We start from the raw sequence: 24,956 nt of genomic DNA on the forward strand, positions 1-24,956 counted from the left end.
CACCTTGACAGGGTTTATAGACGGATTATCAATTATGACTTTAAAAAACGTTGATATATGTATACTGTCAAACCTAAAAAATTAACATTAGGTTCCACTCAAATATTGATTGAAACCCAACACTCCGTTAAATCTGAAATTCAGAATACAAGGAGTGTTTTTTATTGTCTTTAGGATACTTTAACGAAAAAGAAAAAGTGCAAAAACGACAACCACATAAACGAAAAGCTGAAAGAATTACAAAGAAAAATGCAGTTGAACGATTATACGAAAGGTTTCTCGAGGTTAAAGTTAAACAGAACCTGCGACCAAAATCTTTAAATCAATTCGTTCTTATGTTCAACAGTATTAAAGCCTTTCATAACGAGAAAAGTACGAAAGTATTTTATCTGTCAGATATTACAACAAACTTTATTTCTGATTGGGTTGGTTGGCTGAAGAACGAATATGTACGTTATGATGGACATGCTTATATGCCCAAATCATCCCAAACTGTTGGTCTTTCAGATGAAACAATTGCCACAAGGATAAAACGGCTAAAAACGTTTATAAATTGGTGTCTAAAAGAGGATTTAATAAAACAAGACCCTTTTATTAAGTTTGAAGGTTTCCGTAAAGATAGTAAGGAAATTGATATCCTCACAAAAGATGAATTGAATCGTTTACTAAAAATAGCAAAATCATATTCTAATAAAAGTTACAAACATTTTCGAGATTATGTATTATTGCACCTTCTCATTGACGGAATGTTTCGTATAACCGAAGCTTTGTTATTAAGCACATTAGACATTGACCATGCAAATAAAACTACTATTATACGTTCCAACAATGCTAAAAGCCGAAAAGCTCGTGTAGTTCCGTTATCTAATAAAACTTATCGTCTACTTATACAATTATTAGAAGAAAATGAAGCATTTGAAGGTGAAGTCGATGATTTAATTTTCTTGTCATTAAGTGGACGTATGCTAAGTAAAAACAACGTACTACGTGATATGCGGAAGTACGCTGTTGAAGCTGGTATTACAAAACGTTTTTATTTGCATTTAATACGCCACTCAGCTGCTACTCATTATCTTTCCACAGGTGATATTGAATCCTTAAGAAAAATCCTGGGACATAGTGACTTAAGAATGGTGCTCCATTATGCACATATGGCTGATAACACCGTTCAAGAAAAACATGCAAAGAGTGGATTTTTTGGTTCAGACAATATAATAAGTAGAAAACGGAATAATAAACGAAATTAAAAAATAATGTTCATTATCTTAATTGATAATGAACATTATTTTTTAATCAAGCAATTTATATCATTCGTATTTACAAATTGCTATCTAGTTTTCAAAAAAAATATTATAATTTAAAATACAAATATATTAGAAAATCGAGGTATGCAGGTATGGCTATAGGATGGGAACACGTCTTAACTTTTGTTGGAGCATTTGTTTCAGCTGGAACTGGACAATATGTATCTCACAAATTAACTTTAAATCGAGAAGATGAAAAATACCAAAAGGAGCGATATCGAAACTTTTATGCTCCCTTGGCTTATAAAATAACCAATTATGTAATGGCAGAAGCAAAAAAACTCGAAAAAATGATGATAAATGGAAAAGCAATTCCAAGATTTAAAGAAGGTGTTGTCGCTTCAGCCAGTCTAGAGATTTCTCCTCTTCCTGATTCTGATGCTATTTTTGACAAAATCTTAGCCCTTTTAGAAGAAAAATTACAGTATGCCAATTTCCAATTTATTGAAATGTATGAAAGGAATAAAATGAAGGAGATTCAAAGTAAAAATATCCCAGATGATGGGTTAACTGATTTAAAATGGAAAATTAGATTAACTGAAAATTTACTTGTATGTGAAAACTTTTTAACGGAATACTTAAGTTTTAGTGAAAAAGTTTTCGTATTACCTGAAGAAACGAAAAATGAAATTTATCAAGTTCTAACATCAATAAAATTATACAACTTGATGAATGAATTTAAGTTCCATGGAACTGCCAATTTATTATTTTCATGCACGGGTAATTATAGAGGTGTATTTTTTGATTTTCCTGACATGCACCAGAAAATTGATGAAGTAAAACAAGAAGTTAATTCAAAAATAAAATTAATGATAAAAAGTACAGGAAAAGATGATATTTTTTGCTATGAAGAATTAATAGCTTTGGCTCATTCTATCCAAAATCATATCAACGAACATAAAAATCATTGGCATGTTTTTAGATATTCTTCAGCATTAGAAGATGCAATAAATGGGGATACATTAAATAAAAAACAACTAATTGAACAAAACAGATAGTTTTTTTATTTTATCTGTTTTGTTCAGTATTATTCTTGTAAAATATGAATTTTACACTGTTTTCACATCAAGACGAGCGAAACAATCTTTATTCATTACTTTTCCGCCAATATGAACATCCATTGAATGAACCACAGAACCTTTGAGGGCTTTTTCTGTGTTTCTTGTTACTTGTAATTTAAATGAAGTTCGGTCAATAATTGCTTTATTTCCGTAAATGTCTGTTCCTAAATGTGGCTTAGGTCCCATTGAAATAAGCGTTTTATAACCGCTATACAAACTTCCAAAAATGATTTGTTTGGTGTTAGCATTATCATTGACTAGCATAGGAAATCCAATTAGGTGGTACAGCTTTTTCCCACTAAATTCATCAATAGTAAACTCTAAATGGTCTTTAAATTCTAAGTTCGTTAGAATTTGATTGAATAAATCCGTGTGCATAATAAATACAGCATCTTCACGATATTCTTGATTCGTTTTTCCAATTAACATTAACACATCTTTTAAAGAAATTTTACCAACTTCAGCGGTAGAAATAATGTTTGATACAGATGAATCAGCATTTAAACTTTCCATGTTACCAAAACCATTAAACATTGCAGCATTTACCCCATCTTCATTTCTAGCTCGCAGTTTCTCTTCACTCGTTTTTTCTTGGTCTTCACGAGACGATTTTTCCAATAACAATTCAGAAACTTCTATACCAGTTCCCATACGAGCTGTTTTGATTGTTACTTTTTTGGCACTGTAATCATCTAAATTGATGGTTTGCATTTCTTTGACGGAAATGTCTTTATTATAATTTTCGGCATCCTCAAGTAAAACATCTAATTCTCCGCCTTCTTGAATGATGATATTTGTACGTGACACAATTGAATGTTTTCCATTCATTTTTTTCGCTTGTTCTCGAATTAAATCAGTTTTTACTGTGCCCCATCCAGGCTGAGCACCAGTAATAATAGCACGCTCTTCTTTTGTTTCCGTTTCCTGTGCTACAGAACTTTTAGTAACAGGCAATTGTGCTTGTAAGCTTCTGTTTTCACTTTTTAACTTTTCGATTCTTTCTTTTGACGGAACATCCCCGTCTAAATCTACTAATCTTTGCAGACCTTTAATAATGAAATTATTGACTTCAATTTGTTCTTCAGCAGTCAATTCTCTTTTTTCTTCTACCATTGTTTTGTCCTCCGTATCGTTTTCTTCAGGAATATTAACATCTTCAACAACCTCGATTGAACGAGCTTGAATTTTTGATTGAATGTAAGCGGGATTTCTTACAGCTGATACTTCAGCTAACAAAATATCAGAAATACTACGTTGATATGTTCCATCAGATAGCTTTTTCCAACTATCTTTTAACACTTGCATACCAAAAGACATGTTCTGAATGATTCCATCTTTGATTAACGTGTGATAGTCACGACCCCAGCTAGTATCGCTGATTGTTGCTTCCATGTATAAGCCATTTTCATCTTCGCGCAGACTCAACGAACCATTTCGTGTAGAAGATAATATTTTGGCATTTTCATGTTCCGCTAAGAAATGAATTTCATTTCCGTTTTGAATTGCTTTACGAAATGCGCCAGGTAAAATACGTTCAACAAATTTTTTCTGTTTACCTAGAGTTTGACTCCATTGATTTGTCTTGTTTACATAGCCTGAAACTTTAAGTTGACCTTGCTCATTTTTATTTAATTCGAACTCATTAAATCTGAGCTCCATTTTATTGATTGTCATAATAAAAACTCCTTCTTGGATTTGTATGAAATAAAAAACAGCCACTTTAACAGGTGACTGTTGAATGTTTGGAGATTGTGACCTGAAATAAATCAGGCCACATAGGAAAAATTAGATTCACGTTCCAATTATGCTCAAACGGTACTGTTTGTATCGAAACTCATGAATATATATTAAGCCATAAAATGGCTTTAATTTTGTTCTTTCCAATGGTGCTTAACACAGCTAATCGTAACTGGTTCTTTGCCCCATTCTTTTAAAACTTCATTTAATAATTTCAGTGTTTCACGTTTTGAACGTTTTTCACTTTGAAAGTGTTCAACAACAGCTTTTTTCACCATGACTTCAGCTTGTTTTGAATCTCCCAACTCATTTAATATATTAATTAATTTGGACATTTTATTTACTCCATTCGATGTTTATTTAGGAGACGTTCAACATCTCTTTTACGTCTTCTAAGTATATATACGGTGCTCAATAGAAAGTTAAGATATTTTTGCAATTTTTTTGTTTTTATTTATATTAATAGCTCTGAAACTAATGATTGCTTATGTTAAATTATTTATATGAACACCAAAATGAACCTAACCAGAAAGTAGGGACCATAATATGATTCCAGAAGATTTCAGAAGTTGCTTTCCTGAAAAAAATATTTTTATATCTTGCGAACACAATTGGGCATTTGCAGCTTGGGAGATGCATAAAAGAGCAGGGAAATTAAAGCCTAATGCCATATTAATTCATGTAGATGCTCATTTAGATGATGTTCCAGATGGATTAGATGTCGAAGGTTTACACGACATGAAGAATTCCGATGATTTATTTAATATCACAGAAAATTTAAAAATAGATAATTTCATATGGCCAGCAGTTGGAACAGGTACAATTGATAAAGTTATTTATATTTCCCAACAAAACTATGGTGAAGAACCATTCGATTTCGAGGGTTGGAATTTGGACTTCCCCCATTTAAAATCAGTAAAAGATATTCTTGATGCCAACAAATATGTTGGCCTGAGATATTGGAACATTGAAGAATTTATTGCTAATAAAGATTCTGCCGCAGTTACAACAATCACAGAAAATAAAGAACTAATTCTTGATTTAGATTTGGATTATTTTAATGAAAATGATAATGATTTAAGTAAAGATAATTTAATGGATGAACAAAAAATAATAGATAACTTAACAACTTTAAGAGATTTATATCCTTGGAGTTTAATTACTGTCGCACTATCTCCTATTTACTGTGGTGGCGAAGATAACGCAACATATTTATTAAGCTTATTCTTTAAAGTATTTGGTCTAAACCCTAAGGATGCTATGAGCTGGTAATAATATATATAACAGGAATGACATTGTTTGTTATTCCTGTTTTCAAAAAAATCCATGTAGTATATATACGCTAGCCATATAAAAGTAAAGTTTGACCAAAAAATCCCAATAGGTACCTCTGGTGTTAACTGAGCCTCACCTGTTCTACTGCTCCTCTCATCTATTTTCTTTTTCGATGCCTGGGGCTAGTTATATATATTTTTATTTTTACAAAATCAATTCATTTTCATCTGGAACATTGCATTTAAAATCTAATTCCTCACGAGTACCAATTTGTAAATTACATGTTTTACATAATGTAATTAAATTAGTATCTTCAAACATTAATTCTGGATATTTACTACGTGGTTTAATGTGGTGAACCTCAAGTTTTTCGCTGTTGATAATATTGTATTTGATTAAACAGCGCTGACAGACAACTCCATCTCGATGAATTATGACAATTCTTTTTTTCTTCCAACGAGTACTTTTCAGGAGCTTATCTGTTTCATTTAACTTCTTATTAGTTCTTTTCCTTTTCATACAACTACATGTGGCATTATAATCTACACGCTTCCCACAACCACCACATATTTTTGTATGTCTGCTCATGCGACAACACCACACTGTCGCATAAGCTTTTTAACTTTCAATTCATGTCTTACATGATTGATTGTTAATGTAATAGCACACATATCTGAAGCTGTATTCTTGAAGTTATGTAACATACGGTATTGGCTTTTAACTTCAAGCATCGTTGCAAACAGTGTGTTACGTTGTAATGCAATATTATCTTGTAGTACCAATAAAATAAGCTGATAACCCTTGAGCACCATTTCGGTGTCCAATTGCATCAGCTTTGAATTAGTATTAATTGCAATTAATAGCTCTTCCATATGTTCAAATCCGTCAGTGTTAAGTGCTAAATTTAATATCTCGTTTTTGTATTCAGTCATTAAAGCGTCCATTATAAAGTACCTCCATTATTAACAATAACATCAGCTCGTTGAATAATATCTTGCCAAATCGCAATTTCTTCGAGAATTTGTTTATGTGCAAGTTCATCTTGTTTATCGTAAGCTGATTGAGCTTCTATACCAAGTAGAACAAGAACCACACGAGATAAGTTGAAATGACGTGCACTGTGTAATGTTTCATTGAGTTTAGCGATATATCTACTTACCAGTTCCTTGTTATTGCTATCTGATTGCAACAATACCTTTTTAACAGTTTTAAACTCTTTCATCATGAAATGATATGAACGATTGGTAGAATCATATGTGATATCTCGTCTTGATGTTGCAAATTGTTTATCTGCCACAATGTCAATTATTAATAAGGCATTTTTAATGATATGCTCCTGTTCAGTTTGTTGTTGAGCAAATGTACTTTTTCTCATATTATCTATCTCCCTGTATTCTTAGTTTGTTTCATTTCAGTATGTCTGTTTCAACCCATACGGTTTTTAATTATATTTACTGCACCTTGTAATGTTTTGCGTTGTGTAGTGGTGTTCTGAATAGCATTACATATAATTACGTAAGCTCCATCAATAGTTGCACATTCAATCAACCTTCCGTCATGTTCATGCGTGATAACCAATTTGGTGTCATTGGCCTCATGAATGTAGCTTCTTTTATTTAAAACAAATGCCAGCTCTTGAATCATTTGTTGTTCCTTACTAACCCCGAATCCGTGCATAATATAATTCCTCCATTTTGATTTTTGCTTGTTTCTTTGTTTGTGCTGTAATTAATGCTGTTCCACTTCTTAAACCTTCTTTACGAGCTTCTTCCTCATAAGCTTCAAATTCAGCTCGTGACAGTTTAAACCGAACTTCAACATATTTGCTTTTATCTGACATGTTTTTTTCTCCTTTTTCGTCTATTAACGTCAAATTGCGTCTCATAGTATATATACATGGTTAAAGTGGAAGTAAAGACAGTTAAAAAAAATAACATGACAACATTGCTAATTATGATTCACGACAGTTCTTCAGCTGTTGTTTGACACCATAATTGAATTGCATTATTCGGCAGTTTTTTATGAATGATTGTTTTGAAATAGATGTACCATTTTCCCTTCCTCATATATGAATTACTTATATGAGCTAGCGATTTTGGTACATCTATTTTTCATTCAGCATACAAAAAGAAACAGCATATATAAGCGCTTGCGATTTTTTTATTTTGGCTGCCTTACCTACTCCGAAATGTTCAATATAATAGTACAGACAAAACTTCAAACTGGAGGAAATTCACAATGAATGGTAGCAAAAAGAAGCGCATTTTTAAATTTAACGTGGCAAATTTCTTAATTAAAAACGGTGCAGAACTGTTAGAAATTCGAGCTGGGGAAGTGAAAGACGACCCCAAAGCAATCACATTCTTATTTAGAAATGATGAGAAGTTGTCGGAAGCATTGTTAAATTTGCAACACCGAATTTAACTGCTTAATAACAACTAAGGAGCAATACTTACATGAAAAATCTAACAAATTTAAAAAAGAAAGAGATGTATGATTATTTTGGCTTGGATAGCACATTAAAACACAGCAAAGGTCAGACCGAAAAGAAAAAACTTGATTCATTTTGCAAATATGAAGATAACGGAAAAAAAGGTCCTGCCATCCGTTATAACATTTTGGAAATATACGATGTTCCAAAAGAAAAAGTACATGGTAATGCTGGCAGAGAACCAATAAACAAAGGCGTTATCGACAAAACTTCATTAAAATATCAAATGGCGGAAGCTCTTATTGAATTTGGTAAACCAGATTATTATGAATCTAAAAGATACTACTTAGGAGAAATGGGATTCACAAAAGGTAATTTACAACATATTCAAACCTTGTTTGAACATCGTAACTACAATGAGCTTGATACGATAGACAAATTTGTATTTACACAAATACAAAATTTACAACTTTCCTTGAATCGATTAATACGTGGTGCTTTCGATTTAATTCGCAATGGAACTTTTGATAATGTTACTTTACAAGAAGAATTGTGGGTAGCATATGAGGATAAAGAACATAGAGAAGCTTTAGAGCTCGAGGAACTATACCCGTTATACGAAGAAGCACGTGCTGAAGCACGTGAAATTGTAAAGCAAGGTTATGGAAACGATATGTTTTTTACCACGAGGGAAAAATTCATTACCGCTGAGTATGAAGGTCTTATTTATAATGAGCTAAAGTACAAGCCCTTATCTGATAATAGCATAGCGTATTTTTACAAGAAATATGCCATTGATAAAAAAATGGAAAAACCTGTGGTCAATTTTGATTACGAAACGGGATATTATGATGGTGGATTTGAATACGCATATGAGCACGACTATTTTAATTATCCAGACGCTCCCATTGATTTGTTCGAAGAATTTGTTTCGCATAGGAAAAGATGTTCCATAAAAAATATTGAAAAATTGCTGGAAGAAGGAGCAACTGGGGGGTTTTTCAGCAAGAAAATCATGATTGACTTTGCTGAAAAATTGTTCGATTTCATGTTTTTGAATGGAACTTACCTTCGATTCAAACAAGGTTATGAATCTATGATTGAAGATGTCAAAACATCGTATCAACAAAAAATTGAAGAAACTGTTGATGAAGCTTTGTCAGAGCTAGCATGGAACATGTAAAAACGAGCCATATTATTGGTTCGTTTTTTTATTGATTTCATGTTTTACATGGCCTGATTTCTTCTTGTCAGTAGGTTTCTAGAGACATATAATGAAATTGATATTTTACCAATATATGGAAGGATGAAGCGAATGAAAAGACAAAATGTCCATTCAGCAATAGGAGCTTTAACGACATTGTTTTATGTGCATCGTGATACAGAAATGGGGATTAGAACTTTAGAACGCTACATTGAATGGGGTCTTTTAGAAAATGCTAGTTTAATAGCCGAAATAATGGAGGAAACGAGATGTTGTGACTTATTGAATGTAATAAGGTTGTTCGATAATGTGGCTGCTGAACAAATTGAAGGTATCTTGAAAGGTGTGAAATCCTGAGGTAATTTCAAATTACCTTAAATCCCAAGGTCATCTCGAATGACCTTCAAAGTCGTTTGTACCGACTTTAGAAATCATTGAAATAACCTGTAATTATATTAATGATTCCGATGTGCAAACTTTGCACGTCGGAATTCCAAGAATGCAAGTTTTACATGTTACAACGGTCTATGTTATACATAGGCCCATTTTTTTATAAGGAGCGATTGCTATGAGCGACGTATATGTAATGCAACCATTCGATAAACGTCAATGGGCATTCGATAATATTATGACCACTCCAGAAGCTATTGAATATTTAGGAATATCACGAGCTAGAATGAGCCATTTGATAAAGAATGGAAAGATAGTTCCTTTAAAGAAGCAAGGTTGTGTCTCGTTGTTCCTACGTGAAGATTTGGAAAAGAAAAAAGAAGAATTGATAGCTTTGAGGAAGGTATACCGCCCCTATGAAAATTGACCTGATGAATATAGGATATGCACCAGACCTGATGCAACCTACATTTGCATGAGACCTGAACGGAATACTGTTCCGGTCTGCTATCTGATAGAAATAATCTTTCTATCAGACCTGCTCCGATTACTATTCGGAGTAGAGACCTGCCATATACATTGTATATATCAGACCACTGTGCTTAGTAAGCGCTCTGGTTTTAATGAAGGCGATAGTATCGCATTCATACCTGCATGAGTTATTAACTCACTCAGCTTTGACCTGACCGGAACTACTTTCCGGTCTGCTACACTAAAAGAGTGTAGGAGCTTCATATAATTTAGGGCGCTGCCTTAACCTGCAGATGAATCTCCGAAAATTCGGAGGTTAAATTCTTGTCGAAAAATGTCTCAACAAATGTTTGTCCAATTGTCAAAAGGAGAAAGGATACCAATGAAAAAGAAAAATGTACCTACAAAAGTCATCTATAAATATTCGCTATTCCAATATCTTGTAAAGAAAGATTGTCAGTTTTTATATTCCACACGTAATAGAACCAACCCTGAATGGCAATGTTACATGTTCCTTCATGATGAAAAATTAGACCAAGCGTTAGACGAATATCCAAATGAAAAGTATATTTACGATGAAAAAAACAATAGATTTTGAACGTGTGAAAACGATATTGTTATTCGTGTCGGTAATAATAATGATGCTAATGTTTGCTATTACCGTGTGGGGCGATTTGTTTCATAAAGACGATGAAACTATAAGGCAAGAACAAGAGCATGAAGCTCGTCGGCTACAACGTTTAGAAATGATAAAGGATATAAACTAAAAAAGGGATTTACCATAATTTGTCGAAGTATGTAAGGTTGAAGGGCGGTGAATAATATGCAATATAAAGAAGGTGCAGAATTAAGAGCAAAATGGAAAGAAGAAGGCGACAAACCTTGTTCTCATCCTTACACAGAAAAAGAGTATAACTTGGGAGCTCAAACTGGTGACCGTGTGTGTACTACATGTGGATTTGATGCCAGCCCTGAATATTTTAAGGAATTAGATGCAAACAAATGATTTAAGAGAACACTCCTACAGGGGTGTTTTTTATTTTCACTTGTTATTTCAAGGGTATATATAATGTATATACCCTAAGGGTCTAAACATTGTTTATGCCCTTTTATTATTTTAGGGGTCTACACAGTATGTAGACCCTTAAAGGAGGGAACGTTTCGCTCCTACCTTCAAGGGTACGAACATTCTTCGTAACCCTATAACTAGCGGTTATTGTGCTAAAGGAGGTCGTGTTTCACGATTCCCTTAGGTGTCTAGCAAAATGCTACATACCCAGTTTGTAGGTGCTTCGTGTTTCATTAGGTACCCTCTAAAACGGAGCATACCTCATCCACAGGTACTCGGTGATTTACCGAGTACCCAATTAACAAGGAGTGAACGTTTTGTTCCTCCCTTTTTATGTTAATACTTAACGAACATTAAATTACTAAATCATTTTTAATTTTCATTATTTTATTTTGTAATTCTTCTAATTCCGATATTTTATGTTCAAAATTCATTGTCAAAAAGAAAGAATCTTTACTGTCCCCTTGATATCTCGATAAAAATTTACCATAATCTGATTCAAACATTGATATCAGTGCTTTTGTTTCTAAAAAATATTGGTAGCTTTCATGAATAATATAATCATCTGGAATTTTTTCTAATTGATTAAGTCCTTTTTTAATAACTTCGTAGTAAATGGTGAACATTTGATTCTTTTGAAAATAAACCAAATCAATAGGTGCTATTGCATCTATACCTTTTAAAGATTTTTTTATATCTTCTACAACATGATTATATACATAAGTAGCTTTTAAGAAATTATTATGCTCTTTTCTCTTTTCTTTCAATACATCATAACTTTGATTTTTTCTCATTATTATAAAAGCTACCATTCCAGCAAGAAAAGAACCAGTTAATGGACCAATTATTACAGTTAAAAAATCTTTCAAAAGCTTTCTCCCCTTAAATATCGAAAATATATTATTATTTTATCAGTACATTTTCTTCCTGTATTTTCCTTCGTATCCAAAAATACCAGTTAACGCCCTTTCAAGAAAATAAACGCCTTGTTCATAAACAATAGTTTGAGTGTTGACATCTAATTGATGCGCATTCATTTTTTTATCTGGATGAACAAGATTGTTTCTAAAATCCACGAACATAAATACGCCGTCTTTTTGATACTTCTTAACAATATCTTCATCTAAAAGACGTTCATATATAATTTCTTTTGAAATATTTAATTGATAACAAAAGAGTTTTAAAATATCAGTGGCTCTTAATTTTTTATACCCTTCTTTATCTAACATTTGTTCCTGGTTAACAAGGTAGGTCCATGCTAACTGTTCCAACGCTATTTGGGTAGAAATAATCTTATTCTCAATCATACCATTCCCTTTTATCTCGAGATACCAATTAAGAACAATTTGCAACACATCTTTCCACAATTCTTGTTTTAATTTTGTTGCCACATTTGAAAAAAACTTATTAAATGCGTCAACTCCCCCTTTTGGCACCCATCCATAGCTATCTTGAAAATGATTCATTGTATTATCTTTAATTACATAATTCTCCCAAACTTTGCTTTCATTTTTAAATCCGATTTGAATTGGAATAGACACACTCTGAGCACTACAAAAAGATAAATACCATTCAAGAATGAACAGGATTTCTTCAATTTCCTCAGTATTAAAACACGTTTTATCTTTTTTCGAGATAGAACCCACATGAGTTATTTCATTACCTCTATTTTTTCTTAAATTATCGTAATGAGTTTCAATATTTTTATCAGGTCTAAACTTAAATTTTATTAACCAATCATCATACACAAATTCATATTCTGTTTCCTCATAAATCGTTAGCCCTATGTGACTACAATTCATAATAAAAAAAACGACTTCGTCAACCTCTATATCCTCTGTCCTAATACCATTTAAATACATTGTAAAACCCTCAAGAACATCCTCATTATAACTACATTCAGAACCTGAAATATTCATTATATGATTTTTCATTGTCCTAATACCATAGCCATGTGGGAATGAATCCATCCCTACTTTCAAGCCCATAGGGATATCTGTAGTTAATAAAATCTTGGGATATGGTGAGTTTTGCAGAATTATTTTATTATAAATAGGTATAAGTTCTTCTTGATTTTGATAAATAATTTCCCCTTCATAAATGTTAAATAGATTTTCACCTAACACATCAACATACAATTCATCTTTCATATTATATTACTCCTCCTAATACATTAAGCCGTTCTTTGTTTAGTATATTTATTTAATTATATCAATTTAAAATTCTATTGTAATTCAATTGGCTTCATTATTTAACAAAACAAATAAAATCGTTATGGCTTTATGAGTTTAATATTTTCTTGATGTTATCTATTAAGTTGTTCCCTGAACACCAATCACGATACGAGCTTATCCCGTACACCTAAAGTATAATAGCAATATACTAATTGAATTGTACGGAGGTCAGTCACATGGAGAAAATACCTTTAATTGAAAAAACATTTGCTAACGATAAAAATTCTATTACACTTCGTTATCCAAATGTACGATATGCTAAAGGGAATTATTTGCTAAGATATACACGACCAATATCACATGAAATGATTATGTATAATATGAAATTGTGTGGATTCGACGTTATTTCTTTTGGTGAACATAACGGTGCTAAAACAATAATCGGTACAAGATGTTCTAACATTGACTGTAATGACACATGCCAAAAACCATATTTTCGTTATATTTCAGCAGAAAGGTTACCCTTGTGTAAAACATGTGTCTCAATAACTAGAGGAATAAACCAAAGCAATAAACGTCCAATCTTGGCTTTTAAAAATTCTAAAAAATTCAAATTTGAGTCTATAGAAGAAGCAGGTAGACAATTAAACATTAGTGGCAGAGATGTTTACAATTACTTGAAAACCGGTAAAAAACATTCATCTGGTTATCGTTTTGAATTTCTTGATTAATCATCACAACCACCAGTTCGTCGAGCTTGGTGGTTTATTTATATTCCGAATACATTCCTATTACATACAAAAAAGACATTGAATTACTCATCCAATGTCTCTCTTCTCAGTTATTAAATTGAATTAGTTTCCGTTGTACCTTTAGCAGCATTTAAACTAGCTAATTCTTTTACATCATTTTTCCAAATAAAGTCTTTTTCAATTAGATGGTCATCAAAAAAGTTAGTCCCTGCAATTAATTCTTTGAATTTTTTTCCTTTTTCAGAGTATGAAATATTATAAAATAACATCAACAACTCAAAGGAAGAAAGCTGAGCTCTAAGTATCCCTCTATATTTACGCTTTTCTTCATTATCTCGTTCTTGCGATTCACTATCAAAAGTATTGTTTTGTATTAGTTTTACAATTCTATATAAATTACGATAGTAATGACCAATTATATTTTCTTGTCTCTTATACAGATTTTCGTATGAATCTTGCTTTATTTCTATCAATGTATCATCATCGTAATTCATTTTAAATTCAGTTATATATTCATGTTTTATCTTAGTTTCACTTTCATTTTCAAAATGCGATTTAAAGTCAAAATCCTCCAGTACCTCTCCGCACTTTTCACGCTTATCTTTAATATCCTTTTCAAAATCCCGTATAACATCACCTTCTATTTTATTCCATCCTCTATTCGTTCCATCATAAAGCGATTTATAGAATGCTTCTTCTTCACTAAAATCCTCTTCGCCATTTTCATTTGTAGCTGGCATGAAATAACTATCAAACTGATGTCTATAATGCCATAATTCCCAACCAATTAATGTTTGTTTGACTAAGTCATTTAAACTGTCAATATTTCCTGAATTAACTTTATTATTTATAAATTCAGTCCTGTACTGATTGTATATTCGATTATCATATGTATTTTTTAGTTCTCTGTATAACGCTAATATAGCTTTACGCCCTGCATAATCCCCATATTGAATTTCTTTTAAAATATTATGTTGCAGATTAATCATATTAAAAAAAGTAGTTTCAAACTGCTGTTGTTTCATTGTTTCATTTGTTATTCTGGTTTCTTTCCTTGCCTCTTCAGCTTGTGCTACTGACGCTTCTGTTTGTTTTACTAGTTCTTCAATATTTCTCTGGCTAATTTTTATCTCTTTACGTTGCATAATGATGGTGGCTAATAAAAAAACAGTACTAGCTGCTGTTAAAAACGCTACAGTTGTTCCTCCAATAAAATCACCAATTGGACCCAAATCCCTCACGTCTGTATAATTAACTATTTTCAGGCCGTCACTTTTAGGTACGAAATACTCATAAACTTTAAAAGGCATTTTTACTGCTATAAATAATAAAGCTATTCCAACTATCACTAAAAGTATCGTTACAAAATCACCAAATTTTTTTTTGAATTTAGTCCACATTTTTCGCACAATATTTCTCCTTTATTACTATAATTAATTAATTTATTATAGCAATTAATCTAGTTATTTACTATATTCCCACTAGATACTTCAGCTTAACGAGTTATATATTTTCTCGATGTTATACTATTACGTACAACAAAACCACGCCCAGTGACGAGCACGGTTCGTTTACTTGTATTCAACTTCCACCGTAGGTTGTTTATCGTCTTTGGCATACAACCAGTCAATTCGCTCAACATCATAACTTTTCGAGGAAGTTTCTCCTGTCATCTGTATTTCTTTTCAATATAATACTAGTACACATGTATTGGAGGAATGAACATGATAGATAAAAAGAAACACAGATTATATTCTACATGGAAAAATATGATGGCTAGATGTTATATCAAAAGTCACCCAAATTATAAATATTATGGTGCTAAAGGAGTGACAGTCTCCGAGCGATGGCATAGCTTCAATAATTTTATATATGATATTGATAACATTATGCCAAACGGTCATTTATTATATAGCTCTGATTATCAATTAGATAAGGATAAAAAAGGTGGGATACTATATTCCCTCAAAAATTGCAGTGTTATATCCAAAGAAGAAAATAAAAAAATAGCATATAAAAAACAGCAACGGAGAATTATTGCAATTAACAAAACTGAAGAAATCTCATTTCATTCAGTCTCAGAGGCGAGACGAGCTCTTAATATTAAACGTCCCACCCTTATCAATTATTTAAAAAATGGGAAGCAACATCCTGCGGGCTTTTATTTTAAATATTACAATTAAAAACTGTTGTAAGGTGTCACTCATTTCTGTATAATTAATTTAACAGAATTTTCGGATATGTTGGTGCATCAACGTTAGTTGGGACCCCGTAGCTCAGCAGGGAGAGCGCCACCTTGACAGGGTGGAAGTCGTGAGTTCGAGCCTCTCCGGGGTCATAGTTGTAGAAACCGTGTCAAATTAATGTTTGATGCGATTTTTATTTTCCGTTGACTTAACATTGACTTGACGCAGGGTGGCGGTCGACTACAACGGGTAAGTTATACGCCTCCTATTTCGTTTTCAAAAACGAAATAGGAGGCGGTTTTTTATGACATCTAATAATGAAAGAACCGATTCTAAACGTAAAGGAAAACGTGTGAAGAAAGAGTTAAGGACATTTATGGCACATACGATTGACGACTTATTCGAGAAATTCTACCATGCTAAGGTTGCTGAAGGACGAGCTGAACATACTTTGCGTCAGTATAAAGAAAACTTTCGATACTTTACGTATTTTCTAGATTATAAATATCTTAGTAGAAATATCGATACAATTACGACCGATGTGATCCGCAACTACGTAGTATTTATGAAGAACGAGAAGGTACAATTTGAAGACCATAATTACAAACCAGATGATTGCAAAAAGGTGGGGCTCTCCCCTTCTACGATTAATACACGCCTGAAAACTTTCGGGTGATGTTTCGTTTCTTTGTTGATGAGGTGTTGATTGAGGGTAATCCAATGAAGCAAGTGAAAGACGTAAATGAACCGCAAGAAGAAATCGTCGTGCTTACAGTTGATGAATTACGAAGATTACTAAATACACCAAATAAACGAAACTACAGTGATTTTCGAGATTACGTTATTATGAATCTCTTATTAGACACATTTTTGCCTATTAGCGAAGCACTATCGCTTACCAGCAATGATATTGATTTCTCTACCAAAGTTATTACAGTTCGTGCATCTGTTGCCAAAAGTCGTAAAGCACGTATTGTCCCGATTAAAAATACGACAGCAAACTTACTGAAAGATTTGATAAAGGAGAATGAAGAGTTTGAAACGGATCACGTCTTTGTTACAAACCACGGTGAACCGATGAATCGGAATCATATTCGCAGACGACTGAAGAAGTACGCTGAGGCAGCTGGAATTACGAAGAACGTTCATCCCCACTTGTTCAGACATACAGGTGCTACGATGTTTCTAGAAGCTGGCGGGGATATACGTCACTTACAGATGTTACTCGGACACGCTGACCTACGCATGGTGATGCGGTATACGCATTTATCTAAGCAGGCGTTAATTAATCAGCATGATAAATTTTCTCCGTTGAATGCCGTGATTGGGAAGCTGAACAAGGAGCAAAGGATATTACGTTAGGCGTCATCTTCAGATGGCGTTTTTTATTTTATATAGATGGTTGGCATAACCGTAAGCATATTCACAATGTATTATACAACAATAGAGCCTCAGATTATCCCGATTTGTTAATCAATATAACTGTGAGGTTAAATACTTCTGATAGTCTTTAGAGATTTATATACTAAGATAATAGTACGTCGGATACTTATCTGATTTGAGCCTATCACGTAAAGTTTTCTTTGTTTTTCCTAATGTACGTACTGCCTCCATCAAGCTTGGATACTTTACATCATTTATACTTATATGTTTACTGTTGAGTGAACTTGCTCTCATCTTAAGCTTCTGTTCTTCAGACTTAGGAACACCTTTCAGCTTCCCTTCGTTCTTTTTCGAGATAATACGTCGCGTTTCTTCTGAGTGCGTTTTACCATAGCAGGGGTTCTTTTCGCCGTCATAACGCCCCTTCATCATCTCACTCTTCAGCCGTTTGTACTCTTCAGTATGATTCTTCCCGAGTATACCATTCGCTTCACCATAATTTGCGCATTTTTCTCGAAGATGCTGTATTACTTCTGGTGTATGCTTTCTATTATAAAATGGATTCTTTTCACCTGTCTGACCCTTCAGTTTCTCAATACGCTGTTTATTCGCTTCTTCAGACATCTATCCACTTGGCGGTTTTCCATAGAAATGGTGTTGATCTCCTCTTAAATTTTCTGTCTTAGATGACCAAGAGCGATTATACAAAATTTTGTTGGGTTTATACTGATCAATAAACAATTGCTCCATTTCTACAGCGAGTTGTAAATCCTCATACTTATTTCCAGTATCTATAATGTCAATAAGATTGAACTCAAAAGACTCTTCTCCATGTTTATTCAAAGTACGTTGCAGATGAATGATATGGTGTTTATTAGACTTTAGTAGTTGTATGTGAGTATTCCACCGTATTCTAAGATTGACTGTTCTTCCTACATAAAATTTCTCATCGATTTTGTTTCTAATAGCATAAATATATTGCATAAGAACCACTCCCCCAAAAAACTAACCTTCCTCACCCCCATTATGGTCCATTTAATGATAATTGAAACTTCGAGTTTTTATTTCCACGTTCGTCCGCCGTTTGGCGTAATCCGATGTAACATTCGGACCTTCTCTTGTGATAGGGTGGCCCCCTCGTGCTGATACGTAGTGAAAGTTATACGTACTCAACTGAATTGATATAGTTGTAGACGATGAACCATCTGTTTCATAGCTTAAGAGTTGTGGAAGAATTCCTTTTTCAACTAACAAGGTGGTTTAGTGGAATAAGAGGTAACTAAATTTTCATTTCCATATTACTTATAGGATACAGTAAATTTAAAAAATCATTTAAATTCAAGGGTTAATATGGTATACATAATAAAGAAGTACTTACAAACAAATCCAGTACCAGATTGTAAAATAATCTACTCAAACTATAAAACGAAGTTCAATAACAGTAATTGCTTAGAGGTGAAAAAGATGGCAGTAGGTCCAATAATACAAGGTTTTACTTATCAAACATTAATCTTTTGGATAAAATCTTGTAAACTATTAATTCCAAAAGAGAATATTAAGGAAGTATCTTTTGAGGCTAATGATAAACGGTCATTTGACGATGTTAAGGTTGAATATGAAACAGAAATTGATGGTGACAGTAATACACCTAAAATAAAATTTGATTATTTTCAAGTCAAATTTCATACCCACCCGAAACTAATAACAATGGACAATTTAATTGATCCAGCTTTCGTAAATGCTTCAAAACATTCGATATTACAGAGACTAAAAAAAGCTGTAGCTTCACAAAAAGAGAACAACAGTCGTTTTTATTTTTTAAGTCCATCGGTAATTAATCCGGAAGATAGACTGTACAAATTAGTGAATACAAATGGACAATTTAATTTAGAAAAATTGTTTGAAGGTAAAACAAAAACATCCCAAATGTTCCAGTTGAGGGATTGCTTGAAACAACATTTAAAAGTTGGTGATGAAGAACTTAAGGTAATATTTAAGGCTTTTCGTTTGGTTTCAATAAAAAATTATGATCAAACTTATGACCACTTTAATGATTCTCTTTCTGCAGCTGGTTTAAAGCGTCTAGATACAACTCAAAGACAAAATCCCTATGAATCAATTTATAACAATTTATTGAGAAAAGGCCAAAACACCTTTACTAGAGAATCTTTGAAAAAGATAATGACCGAAGAAAATCTAATTGAGAACAAAAATAGCTCTAAGAGCCGAGATCGTTTGCAATACGAGGTACTTCTTGATCACATTAAAAGAGAACGAATTATTGATATTATTAAGGATGCAACAGGGTATGGAAATAATCCATCACTTTATATAATTGAAACAAATGATAAAAAGGATCTAATAAATTTTGTAGATCAAGAAAGTCAAAAAGGGTTACAGGACTTTGACGAAAAACAATCATATTATATATACGAAGGGTTAATAAATGAGATAAAAGAATTTACTGGTTATCTATGGGCATATCGTCCAAACGGTCAGTCAGGTGAATTGAGATTAAGATGTGACATTAACAAGCGTGAAGATCCGGACATCTATTCTGAAGCAACACAAAGGGCTCATGAACACTACAAGGCTATCGACCAAGCTTACGACAAGCTGTCTGATTATTACGAGAATAATCTACATTAATGCAAATAACATAGTTAAATGTCTGTTTTTTAACAGGTGTATAGAACACTCAAATAAATAATTGAAAGAGATTTCTTCTTCAACTAGCAGGAGTTTTAATTCAAGAACAGGACTGTCAATAGACGGTCTTTTTTTTACACTTTAAGCGTCATAACTTAAAGGTTTTGACACTCTTTTATCAAAGTGATAATTTCAACATGTCGCTTTGGGAGATAATTGGCAATTGTTTTAAGTGCTATTTTGCACTCTGGGTAAATATAAAAAAGTCCAATTTTCCAGCATTAGAATTAGGAAATTAGACCTTTTTTGTTACTCCACAAACGCGCCCGATTGTGGAAAAAAGCATATTTTAAACTGATAAATTTTAGCTGTTTCGATTATAAAAATTTCTACCAATAACGTGTCTATCAGATACATTTACAATAAATCTTTAACCTTATCTCTCATTCTGCTGACTAATACGATATTTGGTGATGTCCGGCTTAATTTAGATTGTACTTTATCTACAACTTTTCCAACTGATTCGTAACGCTCACCAGTTTTCTCAATCACTCTCCCGATTTGTTTGGTTATAAACCCAGAAAAAGGAATAGCTGTATTGGCAATTTCTTGTGTTAAGTCCAAACCTACACCCTTCACATCCCAAGAATCTAATCTTCTTTTGTTTCGTTCATACTGTTTAACACTTTCATTAAAATTACTCACAATAACATCAATCTCTTGGGCTGTTTTGTTATGCGTTAGATTACCTATCAATGCTCTAAACCTTCTTACTTCATTACCTGTAAACGTTTGAGCTAAATCAATCACAGGCACATGCTGGGCAATTGTTAGTAATTTCCCTGTCGCAATATTAGGAGTAGTTTCAATCTCTAGTTCCCAGTCTTGTTTTACACCTGAATATAAATATGCCAAATTCTCTTCATTAAACGTTAACGGACCTGTTGGACATAATACTGCCCCAGTTGCAGCTGCCCATTCAATTGAATTGGATGCTTGCATAATCTCAATAAAATAATCTTTACCAGATATGTTTTTAATCATACTACTTATAAATGGTCCTAATCCCACATTAAACGTGGCAAGCGCCCCCCTAACAGATAATAACTCATGCATTGAACTCCAGGAGTTAGATAATTCTTTTACCAAACCGTTTAACCAAACTCCTTCACCATTCATTCTCGATGCAAGAGATAGCAATTCCTGTAATATAGCTTGCTTTTCTTCTAGACTATTTGGAACAAATAAAAGAGGGTTCCTTATTTTCAAATCTGTAATAGTCTTACAAGCCAATTCTCTTGAAAGCATAATAGAAGAAGGGTCTATCGCAACAGCTTTTTCAAGTAAATCTGTTTTGTATCTAAAAATTGAATGTGGTAGTATAAGCTTTACCTTCCCTAGTTCAATTAACTTTATTAATTCTTCTTCTGTAACTCCTAAAGAATTAATAAAGTCTAAGTACATTGATTCAATAGGCAATATAATTTGTAGCTTATCAAATAATGTTAAATAGTTTCTAATATTCTCGGCAGTAGCCATTTGACCGTTGATTAGACAACTTGTTTTTTCTTCTCTTTGATTAGACTGAGTTTTATCATTTTCCGTGTCAGTAAACAATATCTCTTTATTATCTGACCAAATCTGCTCATCTGATTCCCACTTTTCCATTAGGTCTTTAGAAAAATTTTGATTTGAGAACCTACTCACAGAGATGGAAAAGGGGTCATGTTTACTTTCTTTTATCTGGACATTTAAAGATTGTTCGAAAATATAATTAATTTTTGCATTATCACCTATTAACTTGTGTAACGATAGTTCAAATCTAACTTGTTCTTCTTTTGACAGTTCCCTCTTTATTTTTACATCCAAAGTTTGATTATTGTTATTAAAATCTAACCAAAACAAAGGAAATTCCCTAGATAATAACAAAGACAATTGTTTATTTAAATCGAATATATTAAATGGATTACCTTTTAAATTTATTATTTCGGTATATGATCGTTCATTAATTCTAGATGCATTATTAGGTATTACATTTGATATTGTTACTGGACAACCTGCAACTCTTATTTCATTATTAAATACATCTTTTATACTTTTTCCATTTCCCTCGATTGCGGTTAAACCTGGATTTTCACAGTGGATAATATACTTATTTCCTACCCTGAATATGCCAGTTGTTTGTATATGTGGTTGTAAAAGTCTAAGTCTTTCATAACTATAAATTGCATAATTTTTTAGGTGATCAAGCAATTAAGTTTTCCCCTTTCTTTCACAAAATATCTTTTCATTCAAAAGGCCTTTCTTAATATTACCATTTTCATCTGCTTCAACTATCGAATTCCATTTATAACCTTAATTGGATATTTTATGTAATATTATATGGTAAATATGTAATTTATCTTGATAAATGTTATTCAACAATCTGGCCCGATTGCGGAACAAAATTAAAAAACGCCCTTTAATCAAAATGGTAACATGTTAATATTTTACACGCTAGATATATTTTACAAAACTCGTAGAATGTATAATGATTTAGATCATAACAATCATTTAAATTTAAACGATGAGTATTGATACGATTTTTTAAAAATAGATTATGGTAATACTGTTTTAAATGAAGTAGTATTTATGTTCCGTACTAAAGTTTCAGGAACAGAAGAAAACAAGGGAAACATTCTTATTGATGTTGTAAAGGAAGAAATTATTAATGCGATAAAAGTAGCTAAACACGCTAATTCTTTTATTCATTTTTTAGAAGATACAAATTTTATAGGCAATCGTTATAAAATACATTATTCAATAGAATTAGTGAAATATGATAATGAAATTTACAGTTCCATCTGCATAAACTGTAAAAATCAGCGATTGTATCATAATATTTCAAAAGAGGTATATGAATTTAGAGAGGTTAGATATTTGCTTTTCCATGAATATAATTATGAATCCATTAAAAACATATCGAGCTTAGTGCTAGCACCTGTTTTGGCAAAACAATTAGATTTCTTGTGGAACAAGGAGAGATATGAGGAATCAAAGGAAAAATACTTCCTTGATCCAAGAGGTTTAAACGCAGAAGATACATGGGAAATTATAAAAAGCAAAATGGAAGAAAAGCGCAAATATTGGCATGATAGATATGAACAGGCAATATTTGCACTCTCAAAAGAACCTTTAGAGTTTACCTACCTACCTTTACGCGATATAAAGTAAAATAATACATACTATAAAAACAACGTCATAATACTTATTAGGAAGAAGGTTATTTAACATTCATGTATTCATACATTCTCTTCCTTATAAGATCTCCATTTAAAAATCTGAATTATATCAATAAATTAATTCACCTTTCAGTTCTTCTACTGCACAACAAAGACATAAACTTGTTTCTCCAGTAGAAGTAAAAGACCAGCTTACCTCTCCACTAGATAGACATTAATATGTGTTGTTATTAATTAGTACTATCATACTCCCCCTCCTTTAAGGTAAAATGAGAATTTTACCCTATCACATTTAAGTTTCCATAATTACCTAATGATAATTGCAGACGATATTTTTCTGCTTTTATCATCCAAGCATATGCATCTTGTAAAACTTTTTTCTTGTTTTCTGATTTATTTAGCACTTCACACTGCAATATCTTTACTTTACAACAAGGACAAATATCTCTGATTGTATGGGCATTTACTGCTCCAATAGCATTGTTTTTTATATTAATGAAAAAGTATAGACAAAGAGAATGTTCTTCTATTGTAGTTATCTTCATTAGTGAAGTTCCATTCTCATTCCCAAAAGCACCATCTACACTCATATCTACTTCAACATCTTTGATATTTAAATTCACTGTTGGACTTGTCATTGCTTCCACTCCTTTAGATAAAACTCTTATTTCACTCAATTCAAAGAGCAATTATTCATAAAAAAATCTGAGTCTTATTATAAATAATTGCTCTTTTATTTAGCGTTGCTACTTCTTTCTATTAAATTAACAATTATTTTTTCTTGTAACTCTATTTTTTTAGCTTCATCATTTATGCTATTTGTTAGTTCGATTGCCACCATAGTATCTTGCGTTTTTTCTAGTTTTTCGTAAAAAAAGTTTAATTGTTCTAAGCTCTTTTTATAAACATAAAAATACATTCCACCTATTACCTCAAGTAGAACTGATGATACGATAGATATGGTAGACGCTGTAACATTTCCTTTGAAATACATAAACCATATGCCAATCAAAATTGTTATTAGTCCTGCAATTATTGCAATCATACTTGCTCTAAAGCTTTGTCTTGCTTGACTCTTGTTTATAGTATAATATTCCGTAGTCTGATTAAGATTTAATTGTATCGTATTAAATACGTTGTTTTCCACTTCGGAATCCTTGTCTTGGACTTTTTCTTTTAACTTTTCTCTTTCCACAGAAAGTTTCTCTAATTCAACATCAAACGGATTTTTAAAATCAATGGGATTTTTAGAAAAAGCTAATATTGAAGCTGGTATTAATATGATTGCTAAAAATATAGATGCAAAGATACCAATTGCAACTTGATAGTCTTCAAAATATTCTCTGTAAAATAAAATTGCAATAACAATACCTACAAGAAGTACTAATGATGCTATTAGTACAAAAATTCTAAGTCTCTTTCTACTTCTTAAGCTGTTGGTTAGCAATTCCATTAACTCTATAAAGACTCCATCGACAAACTTAAAATTAATCATGAACCTACACCGTCTCTTTTGCTAGTATTTTTAATTAATTTACAATATCCACCCTTATTGTCTATTTTGCCAATAGCCTTTAATATTGTAAGGACTCCAATAGTCTTTAATCATAGCGTTCTTATTCTTGTCCCTATAACCCTTGTCTATGGCT

At 32.2% G+C, this 24,956-nt stretch carries 30 protein-coding genes and 1 tRNA gene; 16 read left to right on the forward strand and 15 right to left on the reverse strand.

The annotated features are described in order from the left end of the window. The first annotated feature begins 164 nt into the window (after positions 1–164). Complete coding sequence (locus ACUN28_RS29770; protein ID WP_445423490.1) at positions 165–1,247, forward strand: tyrosine-type recombinase/integrase; 1,083 nt, start codon at positions 165–167, stop codon at positions 1,245–1,247. Between the two features lie 149 nt (positions 1,248–1,396). Next, positions 1,397–2,302, forward strand: coding sequence for a hypothetical protein (locus ACUN28_RS29775; RefSeq protein ID WP_445423491.1), 906 nt, complete (start codon positions 1,397–1,399; stop codon positions 2,300–2,302). Between the two features lie 51 nt (positions 2,303–2,353). Here the strand turns inward: ACUN28_RS29775 and ACUN28_RS29780 are convergent, their stop codons facing one another. Both ACUN28_RS29780 and ACUN28_RS29785 read right to left on the reverse strand, forming a co-directional pair. Beyond that, a complete protein-coding gene (locus ACUN28_RS29780) occupies positions 2,354–4,039 on the reverse strand; it encodes an HK97 family phage prohead protease (protein ID WP_445423492.1) in 1,686 nt (561 codons plus the stop codon). Between the two features lie 191 nt (positions 4,040–4,230). Continuing rightward, positions 4,231–4,437, reverse strand: coding sequence for a hypothetical protein (locus ACUN28_RS29785; RefSeq protein WP_445423493.1), 207 nt, complete (start codon positions 4,435–4,437; stop codon positions 4,231–4,233). A gap of 211 nt (positions 4,438–4,648) precedes the next feature. Here ACUN28_RS29785 and ACUN28_RS29790 point away from each other — a divergent pair, with 211 nt between their 5' ends. Beyond that, a complete protein-coding gene (locus ACUN28_RS29790; RefSeq protein ID WP_445423494.1) occupies positions 4,649–5,374 on the forward strand; it encodes a UPF0489 family protein in 726 nt (241 codons plus the stop codon). Between the two features lie 207 nt (positions 5,375–5,581). Here the strand turns inward: ACUN28_RS29790 and ACUN28_RS29795 are convergent, their stop codons facing one another. The 5 genes from ACUN28_RS29795 to ACUN28_RS29815 are packed head-to-tail and all read right to left on the reverse strand — an operon-like array spanning position 5,582 to position 7,217. Next, positions 5,582–5,965, reverse strand: coding sequence for an HNH endonuclease (locus ACUN28_RS29795; RefSeq protein WP_445423495.1), 384 nt, complete (start codon positions 5,963–5,965; stop codon positions 5,582–5,584). Then, positions 5,962–6,321 carry a hypothetical protein gene (locus ACUN28_RS29800; protein WP_445423496.1) on the reverse strand — a complete coding sequence of 120 codons (360 nt, stop codon included), beginning with the start codon at positions 6,319–6,321 and terminating at the stop codon, positions 5,962–5,964. The genes ACUN28_RS29795 and ACUN28_RS29800 overlap by 4 nt, the downstream gene beginning before the upstream one ends. After that, entirely contained in the window at positions 6,321–6,752 is a 432-nt protein-coding gene (locus ACUN28_RS29805) for a hypothetical protein (protein ID WP_445423497.1), read from the reverse strand. The genes ACUN28_RS29800 and ACUN28_RS29805 overlap by 1 nt, the downstream gene beginning before the upstream one ends. Before the next feature lie 50 nt (positions 6,753–6,802). Continuing rightward, complete coding sequence (locus ACUN28_RS29810) at positions 6,803–7,054, reverse strand: hypothetical protein (protein WP_445423498.1); 252 nt, start codon at positions 7,052–7,054, stop codon at positions 6,803–6,805. After that, complete coding sequence (locus ACUN28_RS29815) at positions 7,035–7,217, reverse strand: hypothetical protein (protein WP_445423499.1); 183 nt, start codon at positions 7,215–7,217, stop codon at positions 7,035–7,037. The genes ACUN28_RS29810 and ACUN28_RS29815 overlap by 20 nt, the downstream gene beginning before the upstream one ends. A gap of 398 nt (positions 7,218–7,615) precedes the next feature. On the opposite strand from ACUN28_RS29815, the gene ACUN28_RS29820 reads away from it, so the two are divergent. The 6 genes from ACUN28_RS29820 to ACUN28_RS29845 all read left to right on the forward strand — a co-directional run bounded on the left by ACUN28_RS29820 (position 7,616) and on the right by ACUN28_RS29845 (position 10,879). Next, positions 7,616–7,801 carry a DUF5659 domain-containing protein gene (locus ACUN28_RS29820; protein ID WP_445423500.1) on the forward strand — a complete coding sequence of 62 codons (186 nt, stop codon included), beginning with the start codon at positions 7,616–7,618 and terminating at the stop codon, positions 7,799–7,801. A gap of 32 nt (positions 7,802–7,833) precedes the next feature. Further along, positions 7,834–8,991: a hypothetical protein gene (locus tag ACUN28_RS29825; protein WP_445423501.1), complete on the forward strand. Its 1,158-nt coding sequence runs from the start codon at positions 7,834–7,836 to the stop codon at positions 8,989–8,991. A 132-nt stretch (positions 8,992–9,123) separates the two neighbouring features. Further along, positions 9,124–9,369, forward strand: a complete 246-nt coding sequence (locus ACUN28_RS29830) for a hypothetical protein (protein ID WP_445423502.1) — start codon at positions 9,124–9,126, stop codon at positions 9,367–9,369. Positions 9,370–9,580: 211 nt separating this feature from the next. Further along, entirely contained in the window at positions 9,581–9,829 is a 249-nt protein-coding gene (locus tag ACUN28_RS29835; protein ID WP_445423503.1) for a helix-turn-helix domain-containing protein, read from the forward strand. Between the two features lie 601 nt (positions 9,830–10,430). Next, entirely contained in the window at positions 10,431–10,640 is a 210-nt protein-coding gene (locus ACUN28_RS29840) for a hypothetical protein (protein WP_445423504.1), read from the forward strand. A gap of 56 nt (positions 10,641–10,696) precedes the next feature. Further along, positions 10,697–10,879 (forward strand): hypothetical protein, encoded by a 183-nt coding sequence (locus ACUN28_RS29845; RefSeq protein WP_270785352.1) that lies wholly within the window; start codon positions 10,697–10,699, stop codon positions 10,877–10,879. Between the two features lie 416 nt (positions 10,880–11,295). Here ACUN28_RS29845 and ACUN28_RS29850 read toward each other — a convergent pair whose 3' ends face one another. Both ACUN28_RS29850 and ACUN28_RS29855 read right to left on the reverse strand, forming a co-directional pair. Beyond that, positions 11,296–11,811 carry a hypothetical protein gene (locus tag ACUN28_RS29850; protein ID WP_445423505.1) on the reverse strand — a complete coding sequence of 172 codons (516 nt, stop codon included), beginning with the start codon at positions 11,809–11,811 and terminating at the stop codon, positions 11,296–11,298. 42 nt (positions 11,812–11,853) lie between these two features. After that, entirely contained in the window at positions 11,854–13,092 is a 1,239-nt protein-coding gene (locus tag ACUN28_RS29855; RefSeq protein ID WP_445423506.1) for a hypothetical protein, read from the reverse strand. Positions 13,093–13,352: 260 nt separating this feature from the next. On the opposite strand from ACUN28_RS29855, the gene ACUN28_RS29860 reads away from it, so the two are divergent. Next, the gene (locus ACUN28_RS29860; RefSeq protein WP_445423507.1) at positions 13,353–13,847 is read left to right on the forward strand and encodes a hypothetical protein; all 495 of its coding nucleotides are present in this window, start codon (positions 13,353–13,355) and stop codon (positions 13,845–13,847) included. A 113-nt stretch (positions 13,848–13,960) separates the two neighbouring features. On the opposite strand, the gene ACUN28_RS29865 is transcribed toward ACUN28_RS29860, so the two are convergent. Continuing rightward, entirely contained in the window at positions 13,961–15,268 is a 1,308-nt protein-coding gene (locus ACUN28_RS29865) for a putative phage abortive infection protein (protein ID WP_445423536.1), read from the reverse strand. A gap of 324 nt (positions 15,269–15,592) precedes the next feature. On the opposite strand from ACUN28_RS29865, the gene ACUN28_RS29870 reads away from it, so the two are divergent. The 4 genes from ACUN28_RS29870 (at position 15,593) to ACUN28_RS29885 (ending at position 17,416) form a co-directional block, all read left to right on the forward strand. Further along, positions 15,593–16,051: a hypothetical protein gene (locus ACUN28_RS29870; RefSeq protein ID WP_445423508.1), complete on the forward strand. Its 459-nt coding sequence runs from the start codon at positions 15,593–15,595 to the stop codon at positions 16,049–16,051. A gap of 82 nt (positions 16,052–16,133) precedes the next feature. After that, a tRNA-Val gene (locus ACUN28_RS29875) sits at positions 16,134–16,206 on the forward strand. A gap of 152 nt (positions 16,207–16,358) precedes the next feature. After that, complete coding sequence (locus ACUN28_RS29880; RefSeq protein WP_445423509.1) at positions 16,359–16,730, forward strand: hypothetical protein; 372 nt, start codon at positions 16,359–16,361, stop codon at positions 16,728–16,730. 44 nt (positions 16,731–16,774) lie between these two features. After that, complete coding sequence (locus tag ACUN28_RS29885; RefSeq protein WP_445423510.1) at positions 16,775–17,416, forward strand: tyrosine-type recombinase/integrase; 642 nt, start codon at positions 16,775–16,777, stop codon at positions 17,414–17,416. A gap of 156 nt (positions 17,417–17,572) precedes the next feature. On the opposite strand, the gene ACUN28_RS29890 is transcribed toward ACUN28_RS29885, so the two are convergent. Both ACUN28_RS29890 and ACUN28_RS29895 read right to left on the reverse strand, forming a co-directional pair. Further along, positions 17,573–18,061: an NUMOD3 domain-containing DNA-binding protein gene (locus tag ACUN28_RS29890; RefSeq protein ID WP_445423511.1), complete on the reverse strand. Its 489-nt coding sequence runs from the start codon at positions 18,059–18,061 to the stop codon at positions 17,573–17,575. Further along, positions 18,062–18,421, reverse strand: a complete 360-nt coding sequence (locus ACUN28_RS29895) for a GIY-YIG nuclease family protein (protein WP_445423512.1) — start codon at positions 18,419–18,421, stop codon at positions 18,062–18,064. It abuts the gene before it with no gap. A 480-nt stretch (positions 18,422–18,901) separates the two neighbouring features. Here ACUN28_RS29895 and ACUN28_RS29900 point away from each other — a divergent pair, with 480 nt between their 5' ends. Continuing rightward, positions 18,902–20,086 carry a hypothetical protein gene (locus tag ACUN28_RS29900; RefSeq protein ID WP_445423513.1) on the forward strand — a complete coding sequence of 395 codons (1,185 nt, stop codon included), beginning with the start codon at positions 18,902–18,904 and terminating at the stop codon, positions 20,084–20,086. 417 nt (positions 20,087–20,503) lie between these two features. On the opposite strand, the gene ACUN28_RS29905 is transcribed toward ACUN28_RS29900, so the two are convergent. Next, entirely contained in the window at positions 20,504–22,339 is a 1,836-nt protein-coding gene (locus ACUN28_RS29905; RefSeq protein ID WP_445423514.1) for a hypothetical protein, read from the reverse strand. Positions 22,340–22,717: 378 nt separating this feature from the next. Here ACUN28_RS29905 and ACUN28_RS29910 point away from each other — a divergent pair, with 378 nt between their 5' ends. Continuing rightward, positions 22,718–23,299: a hypothetical protein gene (locus ACUN28_RS29910; protein ID WP_445423515.1), complete on the forward strand. Its 582-nt coding sequence runs from the start codon at positions 22,718–22,720 to the stop codon at positions 23,297–23,299. Positions 23,300–23,585: 286 nt separating this feature from the next. On the opposite strand, the gene ACUN28_RS29915 is transcribed toward ACUN28_RS29910, so the two are convergent. Continuing rightward, positions 23,586–23,945, reverse strand: coding sequence for a hypothetical protein (locus tag ACUN28_RS29915; RefSeq protein WP_445423516.1), 360 nt, complete (start codon positions 23,943–23,945; stop codon positions 23,586–23,588). Between the two features lie 95 nt (positions 23,946–24,040). Beyond that, positions 24,041–24,802 carry a TRADD-N-associated membrane domain-containing protein gene (locus tag ACUN28_RS29920; protein ID WP_139893383.1) on the reverse strand — a complete coding sequence of 254 codons (762 nt, stop codon included), beginning with the start codon at positions 24,800–24,802 and terminating at the stop codon, positions 24,041–24,043. Between the last annotated feature and the right edge of the window lie 154 nt (positions 24,803–24,956).

Source organism: Bacillus sp. WC2507 (assembly GCF_052656125.1).

What these genes read in the sequence shown, in the direction of transcription:
- ACUN28_RS29775 (WP_445423491.1), top strand. Translation starts at nt 1,397, where the DNA reads ATGGCTATAGGATGGGAACACGTCTTAACTTTTGTTGGAGCATTTGTT.
- ACUN28_RS29780 (WP_445423492.1), bottom strand. Translation starts at nt 4,039, where the DNA reads ATGACAATCAATAAAATGGAGCTCAGATTTAATGAGTTCGAATTAAAT.
- ACUN28_RS29785 (WP_445423493.1), bottom strand. Translation starts at nt 4,437, where the DNA reads ATGTCCAAATTAATTAATATATTAAATGAGTTGGGAGATTCAAAACAA.
- ACUN28_RS29790 (WP_445423494.1), top strand. Translation starts at nt 4,649, where the DNA reads ATGATTCCAGAAGATTTCAGAAGTTGCTTTCCTGAAAAAAATATTTTT.
- ACUN28_RS29795 (WP_445423495.1), bottom strand. Translation starts at nt 5,965, where the DNA reads ATGAGCAGACATACAAAAATATGTGGTGGTTGTGGGAAGCGTGTAGAT.
- ACUN28_RS29800 (WP_445423496.1), bottom strand. Translation starts at nt 6,321, where the DNA reads ATGGACGCTTTAATGACTGAATACAAAAACGAGATATTAAATTTAGCA.
- ACUN28_RS29805 (WP_445423497.1), bottom strand. Translation starts at nt 6,752, where the DNA reads ATGAGAAAAAGTACATTTGCTCAACAACAAACTGAACAGGAGCATATC.
- ACUN28_RS29810 (WP_445423498.1), bottom strand. Translation starts at nt 7,054, where the DNA reads ATGCACGGATTCGGGGTTAGTAAGGAACAACAAATGATTCAAGAGCTG.
- ACUN28_RS29815 (WP_445423499.1), bottom strand. Translation starts at nt 7,217, where the DNA reads ATGTCAGATAAAAGCAAATATGTTGAAGTTCGGTTTAAACTGTCACGA.
- ACUN28_RS29820 (WP_445423500.1), top strand. Translation starts at nt 7,616, where the DNA reads ATGAATGGTAGCAAAAAGAAGCGCATTTTTAAATTTAACGTGGCAAAT.
- ACUN28_RS29825 (WP_445423501.1), top strand. Translation starts at nt 7,834, where the DNA reads ATGAAAAATCTAACAAATTTAAAAAAGAAAGAGATGTATGATTATTTT.
- ACUN28_RS29830 (WP_445423502.1), top strand. Translation starts at nt 9,124, where the DNA reads ATGAAAAGACAAAATGTCCATTCAGCAATAGGAGCTTTAACGACATTG.
- ACUN28_RS29835 (WP_445423503.1), top strand. Translation starts at nt 9,581, where the DNA reads ATGAGCGACGTATATGTAATGCAACCATTCGATAAACGTCAATGGGCA.
- ACUN28_RS29840 (WP_445423504.1), top strand. Translation starts at nt 10,431, where the DNA reads ATGAAAAGTATATTTACGATGAAAAAAACAATAGATTTTGAACGTGTG.
- ACUN28_RS29845 (WP_270785352.1), top strand. Translation starts at nt 10,697, where the DNA reads ATGCAATATAAAGAAGGTGCAGAATTAAGAGCAAAATGGAAAGAAGAA.
- ACUN28_RS29855 (WP_445423506.1), bottom strand. Translation starts at nt 13,092, where the DNA reads ATGAAAGATGAATTGTATGTTGATGTGTTAGGTGAAAATCTATTTAAC.
- ACUN28_RS29860 (WP_445423507.1), top strand. Translation starts at nt 13,353, where the DNA reads ATGGAGAAAATACCTTTAATTGAAAAAACATTTGCTAACGATAAAAAT.
- ACUN28_RS29865 (WP_445423536.1), bottom strand. Translation starts at nt 15,268, where the DNA reads ATGTGGACTAAATTCAAAAAAAAATTTGGTGATTTTGTAACGATACTT.
- ACUN28_RS29870 (WP_445423508.1), top strand. Translation starts at nt 15,593, where the DNA reads ATGATAGATAAAAAGAAACACAGATTATATTCTACATGGAAAAATATG.
- ACUN28_RS29880 (WP_445423509.1), top strand. Translation starts at nt 16,359, where the DNA reads ATGACATCTAATAATGAAAGAACCGATTCTAAACGTAAAGGAAAACGT.
- ACUN28_RS29885 (WP_445423510.1), top strand. Translation starts at nt 16,775, where the DNA reads ATGAAGCAAGTGAAAGACGTAAATGAACCGCAAGAAGAAATCGTCGTG.
- ACUN28_RS29890 (WP_445423511.1), bottom strand. Translation starts at nt 18,061, where the DNA reads ATGTCTGAAGAAGCGAATAAACAGCGTATTGAGAAACTGAAGGGTCAG.
- ACUN28_RS29895 (WP_445423512.1), bottom strand. Translation starts at nt 18,421, where the DNA reads ATGCAATATATTTATGCTATTAGAAACAAAATCGATGAGAAATTTTAT.
- ACUN28_RS29900 (WP_445423513.1), top strand. Translation starts at nt 18,902, where the DNA reads ATGGCAGTAGGTCCAATAATACAAGGTTTTACTTATCAAACATTAATC.
- ACUN28_RS29910 (WP_445423515.1), top strand. Translation starts at nt 22,718, where the DNA reads ATGTTCCGTACTAAAGTTTCAGGAACAGAAGAAAACAAGGGAAACATT.
- ACUN28_RS29915 (WP_445423516.1), bottom strand. Translation starts at nt 23,945, where the DNA reads ATGACAAGTCCAACAGTGAATTTAAATATCAAAGATGTTGAAGTAGAT.
- ACUN28_RS29920 (WP_139893383.1), bottom strand. Translation starts at nt 24,802, where the DNA reads ATGATTAATTTTAAGTTTGTCGATGGAGTCTTTATAGAGTTAATGGAA.